Below are 12,408 nucleotides of genomic sequence, written 5' to 3'. Positions count from 1 at the left end.
CTCTTATGCCAATTCTGTTTTTCCGCCGCTTACGGCGTATGACGACGCATATTGATCGATAATTTGCCCCATCTCCATTTTTATCAGTTTGTCTGCCTCGCCGAAATAGCGGTCATCATGGGTTATCGCTATGACCGCTTTGCCTCTTGCTTTAAGCTCAGGCAGAAGGGTGGTATAAAAGAATTTTCTGAATTCCGGGTCTTGATCTGCCGCCCATTCGTCAAAGAAGAAAGCAGGCTTGTCCTCAAGATAGGAAATAAGAAGCGCGAGCCTTTTCTTTTGACCTGTAGAGAGTCTGGTTGTGGTAAATTTGCCGTCTTTTATGCTCACCTTGTCGCTGATTTTCAATATATCAAGATATTTTTTGATCTCGTCCATCTTTTCATCTGTGTTGATACCGTATAACCGGTCAAATAGGTAGAAATCGCTGTAAACAGTAGTAAAATAGTTACCCAACGTTTTGGTGTCGACCTTTTCACCATTAACCAATATTTCGCCCTCATCAGGCTGATATAAACCGGTTATCAGTTTTGCAAGCGTAGTCTTGCCGCTGCCGTTGCCCCCTGTGATAAATACTATCTCGCCGGAACGGAATTCATAATTGATTGGCCCCAAAGAGAATTCTTCGCCGTTTGTATTCTTGTAATGGAATTTGACATTTTTGAGCTGAATCTTTATATCAGAAGTCTTTTCCTCAAATATAACTGCCGGCTCTTCCTTCAGCGTCGAGATTTCATTGATGAAAGACTCAATCCTTCTGAAGCTAACCATTACACGGACAAGGCTTGGGATTTGGCTTGTCAGCATAGTTATTATGCTGCCCATATATAGATAGACAACGACAAATGACCTTAACGTATTGCTTTGGATATAAGGGAATATCATTGAGAAAGTAAACGCCACTATGCCAATTACGAGCATATACATGATGTTGCCGAATATGGTAACGCCGACAAATTTGATATCTCCTTCAATGCGTGTATCGGTATACATTTTGCAGCTATTTTGAATATCATCGTGAAACTCGCTGCGTTTCTTTCCGTTTATGTATAATTTCTTAAACCCGCCTACTAAATCGCTTATGTTCTTAAAAAACAGGTTTTGCACATCCCTGTTCTTCTCAAATGCTTTCTGCGCCGAATGGCTAACAAGCATAAACAATGCGGAAGCAATGACAATAATAACTATTGATAAAAATGCTCCTTCACCGTTCAGAGTCCATAAATAGACAAAACAAAATATCAGCGAAACGGAACCAGTTAATATTTGAACAAACATATTTACAAAATTACTGACCGTTTCGGGGTCATTGTTAAGTGCTGCGTATGTTTTTCCGTGATCCATTGACTCAAAATTGTAAAAAGGAGCACCGAAAATCTTATCGATTATTTTCATTCGTTTTTCAAATATCATTCTGTTTGTAAGGACTATCATTCTTTTTCTGGTGTAGTAGTCTGCTGCGGTAAAAAACAAAAGCCCGAGAATAAAATAGACATACAATCCTGTTTCTATACCCGCGGCATGGTTAGTATCGTTGAGAGTCCTGTTGAGCGCCTCATTGACTATAAACACCATCATGGAATTTCCGAAACCGCTCAGCACGCTCATAGTAATTATGAGAAAATACGGTTTGTCGTCAGGTTTTTCAAAGAAAAACGAGATAAGAAAATATATGTAGAGAAGCGGTGCAAGAACAGATAGTGAAATTGCCGCCCTTATAAGGGCATCAGGGCCTATTTCCCAAATCATGGCCCAATTATAGCCATTGTAAAGTATCTGCGGAATTTCATACAGGCAAAAAATAGACAGCAACATAGTGATAGTAGACAATAATACTGCAACTAGCCCGTTTATGCCGTGGCCCTTGAATTTCCGCTTTTCCTTTACAATTTTGACTACCGCATCGCCTATAAAATACAGAAGCAATAAATTTACGGCAATACTGGCCCAAAATACGATAAGCGATAAATCATTGTCAAACATACAATCATTCCTACAGCGTTTTCGTTACTTGATATTCATAGCCGCTATCAACGGCAATTTCATGGTTTATTACATCAGCAACCTCTTTGGTACAGCTATTTATAAAGAAATGGTTGCCGCCGAACTGAAAAATTTTAAATTTACCTGAAGTATACTTTTCCCATTCTGACATTTCATCGTAAGTTATATTGTCGTCTTTGCCAGATAGAGCCGTAATATCCGTTTTGGTAACTTCGTATTCCTTATCATATCTATATGTTTCGATAATCTTTAAATCCGATTTTAAAAGCCTTATGAAAAATTCGCTTAACTCGTCATTTTCAAAGACTCTTCTGTCTGTTCCGCCAAATTTAAGGATTTCTACTATAAACTCGTCATCTGGAAGTGTATGTAGTACTTTTTGCCTTTCCATAAGATGCGGCGGCCGGACAGCGGATAGAAATAGATGCACAGGAGCATTTTTGCCCGCCTTGATTAGTCTGTTTTGCGCTTCATATGCCAAAATACCGCCCATGCTGTGACCGAACAAAGCATATGGGCTGTCATCAATTTTCTCTCTTATTATTCCGCAGATATCGTCAACAGCTTCGTCAATACTTTCGTAACAGGGCGTTCTCATCCTTTTCCCTCTGCCGGCGAGTTCAACAGGACAAAGTTCAATACTTGCATTTAAATATTGTTTCATCTTATAATAGACGAATGCAGAACCACCAGCATAGGGTATGCAGAACAGCTTGACTTTTTTCATGATTTTACTCCCCAGAACAAAATCCGTAAGAGATTTTATGTATCCGAAATTACGATGAAGCTTTCTATCATGCGGTTTTATATATTATTCTCCGGCTTATTGAAATTGTTTTGGATTGTAAATTAATCAATTCCACTATAAATTAATTAATATGCCTATTTTTGTAATTTTTTCTTTTATATTGTCTATATTATCCTAATTTAATTACATTATACTTATTATTGTCTTATTGTCAATACTATTTTAGTATTATAAGTCATAATTTAGTTTATTAATGCATCTTGATTTTTGCGGGGCATAATTTTGATTATAATTCAGGCATAAATATTTCGTCATTTTCATAAAGCTATGCTATAATCAAAAAGATGAATTTACCCATTCACCTTTAGCTGATAATCATATAGCCGCGCTGAAATATACCAGATATGCTATTCGTCATTATATTTGGATAAAGCCGGCGCGGCAGAATGGAGTCAATATGAAATACTTTGATTTGCACTGTGACACAATTACTGAATGTTATTTAAAAAAAGCTGAGCTGTTTGACAATGAACTGCATTGGTCTTTGAAAAGAGCTCAAGCATATAATCCGCTCGCGCAGGTTTTTGCCATCTGGATACCCGACGAATACAGAGGAGAATCGGCAGTAAGACGATTTGAAGATGTCTACAAAACTTTCATTTTTCAAATGACGAAAAACAGCGATAAGATTTTATTTTGCCGTAATGCTGCCGAATTAAAGTCCGCTCTCAACAAAAACAAAACTGCGGCACTGCTTTCGATTGAAGGCGGTGCCGCACTCGGAGGGAAAATTGAAAACCTCGACAAGGCCTATAATATGGGCGTCAGAATTATGACGCTTACCTGGAACGGAAGATGTGAAATCGGCGACGGCGTTATGGTAAAACACGCAAAAGGACTAACCGAATTCGGGGTTGAAGTCGTGCGCCGAATGGAACAGTTGGGAATGATCGTTGATGTTTCACACCTTTCAGAAAAAGGCTTTTGGAATGTCGCAGAAGTAACCTCAAAACCGTTTATCGCCTCTCATTCCAATTCACAAAAAATCTGCTCGCATAAACGCAATCTTACAGACGAGCAATTTATTGAAATAAAAAAGCGCGGTGGAATAGTCGGTATTAACCTTTACCGCGGTTTTTTACGCGATGGCGGAAAAGCCTTTATCAAAGACGTCAAAAATCATATAGAGCACTTCTTATCACTTGGCGGCGAAAATGTTCTTGCATTAGGCGGAGACCTTGATGGTTCCGATTTACCTTATGATATGAAAGGTGTCGAGGATATCAGCAAAATCTATGATGAACTGCTTAAAAGTTTTAGCGAGCAAATTGTCAATGCTCTCTTTTTTGATAATGCTTATCGTTTCTTTGAAAACAACTTATAATTAACAATTTATTTAGAAATATTAAAAGGACACGCTAATCCAACGTGTCCTTTTTTATTCAACTATTGTAAATCCATCGACAGATGTATTGTTCCGCATATCAAAACGTGCAAAACACAGGAAAACAATTTAAACTTGTCCACCGCTTGGTGAGCGGTTATATTGCCATTATTTTTCTATCTCGTTTATTTCAATATCACTGTTACTGAACTGAACATCACTTATTTCAACATCATGGATACTTTCCTCAATTTGAGCCTCCATTTTTTTCAGCGCTTCCTGCTTATCGGTAGCATAAATTGTCTTGCTCATCACTCCGGTAAACCGGACGCGCACATCAAAAGCTGCCATATATAGCCTCCTGTTTTTTATTTTAGTATTGCCTAAACTCCGGCAAATAGTCAGCATGGCAGGCTAAAGGCAGCTATTGTATATCAATTTTTCTTGATTTTGGTAGGTATTCGGTTTTTTTCGGGCAGGTTATAGTTAGAATCCCGTTTTTCATTTCGGCTTTTATATCCTCTGTCCGGACATTGTCCATCGAAAAACTTCTCCTGAAAGAACCAACATGGCGCTCCCTTCTTATATAACGTCCACCGTCATCTTTAGCCTCTTTGTTTTCATCAACATTTACTGAAATTGTAAGCATTCTATCATCGATATCAATGTCAACATTCTTTTTATCTATACCCGGCATTTCGGCCTCTATGATATATGCGTCTTTCTTTTCCCTAACATCAACTTTGAAGCCTCCGAAATTCCAAAATCCAAAGTTGTCCCAAAATCTATCGCTCAAAAAATTTGAAAAGAAATTTGACGGAAAAAAGCCGAAGTCATTGTTATAAAACGGCGTCAACTCATGTCTTTCATGGCTCATTGCAAATTCCTCCCTTCCAGATTACGCTCACATTTATTTTATGCATTGTATTCAAAATTATTTAAAACAGAAGATAGATATTCCGGGCGAAACTGATGTCAAAAGTTTTGCATACAAAAATATTTTTTGTCTAAACTTGAATTAAGTTTTTCATGCAAAAACCGGAAAGCGCTTTTTGCACTTTCCGGTTTTTTGACACTACAACGTGCATATTTGCTATTAATAATCCATATCCGGGTTTGGAGCCGGTGCCGGTTGCTTCTTTTCAGGCTTGTCAGCAACCGTACTTTCGGTCGTAAGAATCATACCCGCTACTGATGCAGCATTTTGAAGTGCAAACCTTGTAACTTTTACAGGGTCAATAATACCGGATTTAAACATATCGACATATTCTTCTTTTGCTGCATCATAGCCGATGCTCTTTTCGCTGTTGCGGACCTTTTCGACCACGACTGAGGGGTCAACACCTGCATTCGCTGCGATCTGGCGAAGCGGCTCTTCCAGCGCACGTACAATAATGTAAGCGCCGGTCTTTTCATCCCCTTCAAGTGAATCCGCAAGCTTCTGGACATCCGGTATCGCATTGATAAACGCAGTACCACCGCCTGGAATAATACCTTCCTCAACAGCAGCCTTAGTAGCATTCAATGCATCTTCGACGCGGTATTTCTTTTCTTTCATTTCTGTCTCGGTTGCGGCGCCAACGCGGATAACGGCTACACCGCCGCTGAGCTTTGCCTTGCGCTCGTTGAGCTTCTCTTTATCATAATCGGAGGTGCTTGTTTCAATCTGATGTTTTATGGATTTTATGCGGTCCTGTATTGCCTGCTTATCGCCCAAACCGTCAATAATGGTTGTGTTCTCTTTGTCAACCTTAACTGATTTTGCTTTGCCGAACCAGTCTTCCTTGATATCCTGAAGGTTCATGCCCATATCGCTGGATATTACCTGACCGCCGGTCAGTATTGCAATATCCTGAAGCATTTCTTTTCGACGGTCACCGTATCCGGGCGCCTTCACCGCTACGCATGTGAATGTACCGCGGAGTTTGTTGACTATCAATGTAGCAAGTGCATCACCATCTACATCCTCGGCAATAATCAGAAGCTTTGCGCCCTTCTTTACGATAATTTCGAGAGCCGGCAGGAGTTCCTGTGCATTGCTGATCTTCTTGTCAGTAATGAGTATATACGGATCCTCCAGCTCCGCCGTCATTTTTTCCTTATCTGTCACCATGTAGGGAGAAATATAGCCGTGGTCGAACTGCATTCCTTCGACCGTTTCGATATAGGTTTCTGATGTTTTGGATTCTTCTATAGTGATAACACCGTCTGAAGAAACTTTCTCCATTGCATCCGCCAAAAAACGCCCAATCTGCGGATCTTCAGAGGAAATGGATGCGACAAATTCAATGTCCTCGCGTCCTTTGATTTTGCGGCTGCTGTTTTTGATGCTTTCGACGGCTTTGGCAACTGCCTTGTCTATACCGCGCTTGAGCGCTATCGGATTAGAACCAGAAGCAACATTCTTCAGGCCATTGTGAACAATAGTCTGTGCCAAAAGTGTAGCAGTGGTTGTGCCATCACCGGCGACATCATTGGTTTTGCTGGCAACTTCCTTTACAAGCTGGGCTCCCATATTCTCATATGGATTTTCCAACTCGATTTCCTTTGCTATCGTAACACCGTCGTTTGTGATTATTGGTGAGCCATATTTTCTCTCAAGTACGACATTGCGTCCTTTCGGGCCCAACGTAATCTTGACCGCATTGGCCAGTTTGTCAACACCTGCAAGCATTGACTTTCTTGCATCTTCATCAAACGCTATCATCTTAGCCATTTTCAAACACCTTCCTACTAATATGACTTTTTATTAGGATTATTCAATAACTGCAAGTAGATCGCTCTGATTTAGAATCAGATATTTTTCATTGTCAATTTTGACTTCTGTTCCTGAGTATTTGCTGTAAATAACCCGGTCGCCTTTTTTGACGGTCACTTTTATTTCGTGTCCGTCCTTAGTTTCTCCGGGTCCGACTTCAACTACTGTTCCCCAGTTTGGTTTTTCCTTTGCGCTGGACGGAAGTACAATACCTGACTTAGTAGTTTCTTCACTTTCTTCTTGTTTTAGTAGGACTCTTGCTCCGAGTGGTTTAATCTTCACAAAGCTCACTCCTTTTCCTGTATCATTCTTCTTTGTCTTCTTCCTCGAAATATGTATGCGAAGCAAGCGATGCGATTATCCAGCAAACAAGGCTTTCCGCTCCCTGATTATGGTTTGGGCCTTTCGGAGTAAGCCCGTCCATACAACCGCCCGTATCCGGGTCTATGAGCGAAATATTTAGACTGTTATGACCGGTGTACCATTCGAGACATTGCCGAGCATAGCTGCGATAGGCATTATTTTCGGTTAGCTTGAAGGCCTTTAGGCATGCAAGCATCGTTCCGCAAGCTTCAACTGGCTGCTGATCAAATTCCGCAGGTGTTTCTCCGCGCTTATACCAGCCCTTGCAGCCCACAGGGCGGAACATATCCCCTACAAATGTTGTTTTTAATAGGAAATCAAGGCTTTCCAACCCGATTTTTCGATAATGTTCGTCCTTTAAAACTTCATATGCTTCAAGCATTGACCATGGCAGGACTGCGTTACAATAGGTAATTTCATTTTCGAACCATTTCCAATCCGCTGCAGCACAATGCTCATATGCAATGGCAATATCATACGCCAGTTTTGAAAGAATACTGTGATACTTATCTTCATTTTTGAAACATAAGCCTATTGCAGCGTAAGCTTTACCTCTCAAAAAGGATAATTTGTCACAACTGTCAACTGCATCGCGGAATATCTTGTCCGCCACACCGCGAATACTATTTGGTAAATACGTTCGAGATGCAGTGAATCCCAACGCTAACAGGCACCGGCCGAAACAATCATCGGAGCCTTTCTTCTCAGTAAAATTTCGGTCATAATCCATGAAATTGCGAAACCATCCGTCGTTTTGAGCATAAGCCAGAAAACTAAGATAACGAGTAACCAAATCCAGATAACGTTCCTCTCCGGACGCTTTGTAAAACATAGCTGCCATAATCAGCGCCCGTGCATTGTCATCGCTGGTATAGCCTTTTGTGGGATCAGGAACGGCGTAAATCGAGTGCTGAAACATACCGGTATCGTCGGTTAAACGGAATATAAACCGCTCATCCGGAAGTTTACGGCACTGTGGACTCATACAGCTACCCGCTCCTTCTTTGAATATTCTCTGTATGCTTTATAGAATGTACGTCTATAACAGTCCGCAACAACACTCCATTTCATGTTGTCGCCGAGCAGTTTTGTTTTCTGCTCCATCTGTTTCTTTCTTTCTGGGTGCTCAATTACATAATTTATACATTCACTTAAAGATGCTGAATCTTCAAAGTCTGCAAGCAGTCCCCTGCCATCCGCAAGCATTTCTTTCGCATATGAATAAGGAGTGGAAACAATAATCCTGCCACATCCGACAGCATATGCAAGCGTACCACTGACTGCTTGATCTTTACCGAGATAAGGCGTCATGTAAATGTCAGATAGTTTTAGATAACGGATTATCTCCTCTTTTGTGAGATACCGGTTCACAAACCGGACATTGTCCTCGGCCTGCAGTTCGCGTACCATTTTCTCAAGGCTGTTGCGATATACTTCACCATGTTGTTTGCGTATTACCGGATGTGTCTGACCGAGTATAAGGTACAGCACTTCTGGATGCTTTTTGGCGGTCTGGGCAACGGCCTCAATGCCATATTCCAAACCTTTTCCGGGACTGATAAGGCCAAATGTACTGATTATTATGCGATTCTCTAAACCAAGTTCTTTTTTTAGTTCGTCCCTCTCCGGCAATTTTAAATCCGGTACGCCATGGTGAATCAATTCAATTTTACTGGAATCAACATCATATACGTCTTCCAGCACTTTTCTTGAATTCATCGCCATTGTTACAACCTTTTCACTTTTTGCGCAAAGCTGTTTAAGAATCTCCCTTTGTTTGTCGCTTGGAGATGGTAGTACGGTGTGAAGCGTTGTAACAATTGGCTTTTCCAAAAGCTCAATAAGGTCAAGCAGATATTCGCCGCATTCACCACCGTAAATTCCATACTCGTGCTCCACTACTAATACGTCAATATCGGATCGATTTATTTTTCTCGCAGTCTCTATATAGCTTGTACGGTCATGCTGTTTGAGTTCAAGCCGTACATCTTCCCCGTAATGCATAGGTTGATCTGTAATCGCTATTACGCCGGTTTTTACTGATGTTGATTTTTTGAGCTCGTTGATGATATCTTGGGTGAATGTTGCTATTCCGCATTCTCGTGGAGGATACGTTGTTAAAAAAGCGACATTCAACTTTTTTGTGCCACTCATACTTTTTGATTCCCCCTTAACTTTAAATAGTTGGTTATTATGAAATTGCAAGACGTTTGGAAGCATCTCCGGCAAAAATTACTTTCTCATATGACGTGCTGAGTCCGACACGGCATTCATCCGCTACGATAGAATCAATTATCTCTACCCCATTTTCTACTGTAACATCGTTCCAGAGTATACTATTTTCAATTCTGCATTTCTTTCCTATGCAGCAGCGGTCGCCGATTACAGCGTTTGGCCCGACTATAGCACCGGCTTCAATTCGCACATCTTTTCCAAGATAAACTGGCCCGCGAAGTATTGCTTTTCCGCTTATCTTTGCATTAAAACGCCCGTAAATCGGCTCTTTTTCAAAATCTGCTTCGTCTATTCGGTAAAGCCCTTGGAAAGCGTCCATGTGAGCCTGCATGTATTTCTCCGGGGTACCAAGATCCAACCAGTAATTGCAGCCCTTGTATACGGCGATTCGTTTTCCTTTCTCCAGCAGTTTCGGAAATACCTCACGCTCAACCGATACCGGTCTGCCAGCCGGAATGTGTTTAAGGATTTGCGGATTAAAGATATAAACACCCGCATTGATGTAATGAGAAACAACTTCATGCGGCTTCGGTTTTTCACGGAAAGTAATGGCGTAGTCATGATCGTCATACTCTATAACGCCATAGGCAGATGGGTTATCAACACGGGTAACCGCGATAGTTACATCAGCATTTTTGCGCTTATGGAATCTGAGCATCTCACCAAAATTTATATCACTTATGATATCGGCGTTAAAAATAAAAAACGGCTCTTTATCAAAGTAACGCTCAGCATTTTTAATAGCGCCGCCTGTCCCCAGAGGAAGATCCTCACTGACGTAATGAATTTGAAGCCCATAATTAGCACCGCTACCAAAATATTGCTCAATGCATTCTGGTTTGTAACAGGTACTCAAGACAATTTCTTGAATACCGAAAGTTTTCAGCCTGTCGAAATTTCGTTGCAAAAGCGGTACTCCCATTACTGGCACCATTGGTTTAGGCAATTTTTCAGTCAGCGGCCTGAGCCGCGTCCCCTTACCGCCTACCAGAAATAAAGCCTTCAAAATTCATTCCTCCTTACCGTATAAATTTTATATATCAAATATTCGGTATTTTCAGTTAAGGATTTTCTGGTTCAGGGCAATTCATGATATATTCCAGAAGTTCATCAAGTGAAGCGGCAGCGAGCGCAATACATGTATCCGCTGCACCATAATACATGCGAATTTTTCCTGTTGCTTTGTCAAGAATCCAACCGCACGGGAACACAACGTCTTGGACATCGCCCTGCTTTTCATATTCCTCGCGCGGCCCAAATATCCACTCATCACTGCGGCGTAATACCTTGAGCGGATTCTTTAAATCAAGAAGCGCAAGGCCAAGCCTATAAGTTGCACCGGAAGCTGTATTCCGCACGCCGTGATATAGCAAAAGCCAACCCTCTGAGGTTTCCAGCGGCTGCGCACAGATACCAACTTTGGTTCCATCCCACCAGCTTCCTCCGCGTGAATTAATAAGAATTTTATGAGCTCCCCAATATTTGAGATTATTGGAGGCTGAAATCCATATATTTGCCCCGCGCTCAATTGGACGGTGGATTAGTAGCCAACGGTCATCAAATTTATATGGAAAAATCGTTGCGTCCTTATCTTCAGGCGGCATAATCGGCCCTATGCGTTCAAAATTTTCAAAATCTTCGGTCAAGGCCATACTCACAACTGCCCCTGACTCTGAATAAGCCGTATACGTAATCGCGTACTTTCCAAGCTCATCTATATATGTGATACGCGGGTCTTCAATGCCCCATGCTTCCTCAGGATGGTCCGGATCAGGTGCCAGCGTGGGTGTTCTGTCAATGACCCAGTTGCTGATACCGTCATCACTGACCGCCTTTGTAAGATGTGAAAAGCCTCTTCTATCTTCAACACGGGCAAGAAGCAATACCTTACCGTTAAATATTGTAGCCGCCGGATTGAGTACCGAATTTACAGGGTACGGCCAGTCCTTCGCCGTTAAAATTGGATTATACTGATAACGGCGGAATAACTCCTTATAAGTGTTGTCACTTGCCTTCAAACGTGTTTCAAAATGATTCAATCTCTTCACAACCTTTGTTTATTTATTGTTAAATTTTCTGTTTCAAAGGGGCAATATTTTATTGGACGCACCGTCTCTTGTGAGTAAAACCACCATCCGTTTTCTTCAGTTTTTACTTGCAAAATAGAATTCGCATGGTGTGAATTACGTGTTTCTCAGTGGTCCGAACATAGAATACATCTTCAATTCTGCTTAAAGGGTATAAAAAATCACCCCCAATATCTAACGATATACATTAAATATAAGAAGAGTGTTTGGAATAAAGCCTATATTCTATTAATTAAATTTCTATTTTTGATTAGCACTCTGTCGCTGCGAGTGCTAACACTATTATACTAACTTTTCAATATAAGGTGCGCAACATTGATATTCCGGTGGTTTTATTGATTTGTTCTGATTTTTTTAAAATTATCTCATTTTATCTCGCAAAATCTTACTATTTCATTGCAATATTGGAATATACAGGTTTGTCGTTGCAATATTAACGATTATTCAATTTAATAAGTACAAGCGGCCACTACTTCTAAATAGTATTTACACAGTTAATCTAATTGCAAATGATACTGCCTCAAATTTACCCTATATATAAATATATAATATTCTGAACCTTATTATCATTCTGAATGTCAGCAGATCTGCTGGACAAAATAATTAAACAAAACAATATGCGCCTTCTTTTACACTTTAGGTGTCTACTTTTTGGGGAAAAGGAGACGTTTTCAGCGAAATAACATATTCTTGCAAAAAGGCAACAAAAAAAGCAAGCTGGAGACAGCTTGCTTTTAAAATTAGTGCCGGCACCGACCTATTTTCCCAGGCGGTCGCCCGCCAAGTATCTTCGGCACTGATGAGCTTAACTTCCGTGTTCGGAATGGGA

At 40.8% G+C, this 12,408-nt stretch carries 11 protein-coding genes and 1 rRNA gene; 1 reads left to right on the top strand and 11 read right to left on the bottom strand.

Translation table 11 applies throughout. From position 1 onward, the window contains the following. Nucleotides 1–3: 3 nt before the first annotated feature. Nucleotides 4–1,983 carry a cyclic peptide export ABC transporter gene (locus V6C21_RS03510; protein ID WP_479268342.1) on the bottom strand — a complete coding sequence of 660 codons (1,980 nt, stop codon included), beginning with the start codon at nucleotides 1,981–1,983 and terminating at the stop codon, nucleotides 4–6. 10 nt (nucleotides 1,984–1,993) lie between these two features. Further along, nucleotides 1,994–2,731 (bottom strand): thioesterase II family protein, encoded by a 738-nt coding sequence (locus V6C21_RS03505; RefSeq protein WP_479268341.1) that lies wholly within the window; start codon nucleotides 2,729–2,731, stop codon nucleotides 1,994–1,996. Nucleotides 2,732–3,209: 478 nt separating this feature from the next. Between V6C21_RS03505 and V6C21_RS03500 the strand changes: the two genes are divergently transcribed. Further along, nucleotides 3,210–4,136, top strand: a complete 927-nt coding sequence (locus V6C21_RS03500; protein WP_479268340.1) for a dipeptidase — start codon at nucleotides 3,210–3,212, stop codon at nucleotides 4,134–4,136. A 168-nt stretch (nucleotides 4,137–4,304) separates the two neighbouring features. On the opposite strand, the gene V6C21_RS03495 is transcribed toward V6C21_RS03500, so the two are convergent. From V6C21_RS03495 to rrf, 9 genes are all read right to left on the bottom strand, one after another. Then, entirely contained in the window at nucleotides 4,305–4,487 is a 183-nt protein-coding gene (locus V6C21_RS03495; protein WP_034838430.1) for a hypothetical protein, read from the bottom strand. Between the two features lie 73 nt (nucleotides 4,488–4,560). Further along, nucleotides 4,561–5,013 (bottom strand): Hsp20/alpha crystallin family protein, encoded by a 453-nt coding sequence (locus V6C21_RS03490; RefSeq protein WP_051492392.1) that lies wholly within the window; start codon nucleotides 5,011–5,013, stop codon nucleotides 4,561–4,563. Nucleotides 5,014–5,232: 219 nt separating this feature from the next. Next, nucleotides 5,233–6,852 (bottom strand): chaperonin GroEL, encoded by a 1,620-nt coding sequence (groL, locus tag V6C21_RS03485; RefSeq protein ID WP_479268339.1) that lies wholly within the window; start codon nucleotides 6,850–6,852, stop codon nucleotides 5,233–5,235. A gap of 39 nt (nucleotides 6,853–6,891) precedes the next feature. Next, a complete protein-coding gene (locus tag V6C21_RS03480; protein ID WP_034838425.1) occupies nucleotides 6,892–7,176 on the bottom strand; it encodes a co-chaperone GroES in 285 nt (94 codons plus the stop codon). 22 nt (nucleotides 7,177–7,198) lie between these two features. Next, a complete protein-coding gene (locus tag V6C21_RS03475; protein WP_479268338.1) occupies nucleotides 7,199–8,242 on the bottom strand; it encodes a glycosyltransferase in 1,044 nt (347 codons plus the stop codon). Further along, nucleotides 8,239–9,411: a glycosyltransferase family 4 protein gene (locus V6C21_RS03470; RefSeq protein ID WP_479268337.1), complete on the bottom strand. Its 1,173-nt coding sequence runs from the start codon at nucleotides 9,409–9,411 to the stop codon at nucleotides 8,239–8,241. Before V6C21_RS03470 ends, V6C21_RS03475 begins: the two co-directional genes overlap by 4 nt. Nucleotides 9,412–9,448: 37 nt before the next feature. Then, complete coding sequence (locus V6C21_RS03465; RefSeq protein ID WP_034838417.1) at nucleotides 9,449–10,498, bottom strand: nucleotidyltransferase family protein; 1,050 nt, start codon at nucleotides 10,496–10,498, stop codon at nucleotides 9,449–9,451. Nucleotides 10,499–10,553: 55 nt separating this feature from the next. Continuing rightward, nucleotides 10,554–11,531: a glycoside hydrolase family 130 protein gene (locus tag V6C21_RS03460; protein WP_479268336.1), complete on the bottom strand. Its 978-nt coding sequence runs from the start codon at nucleotides 11,529–11,531 to the stop codon at nucleotides 10,554–10,556. 792 nt (nucleotides 11,532–12,323) lie between these two features. After that, nucleotides 12,324–12,408: ribosomal RNA gene (rrf, locus tag V6C21_RS03455) — 5S ribosomal RNA — on the bottom strand; the annotation flags it as partial.

The organism is [Clostridium] cellulosi, from assembly GCF_036762875.1.
Classification (GTDB): domain Bacteria; phylum Bacillota; class Clostridia; order Oscillospirales; family Ethanoligenentaceae; genus Ruminiclostridium_D; species Ruminiclostridium_D cellulosi.
Note: the sequence above shows the minus strand (reverse complement) of the source record. Positions and strands in the feature narration are given on the sequence as shown.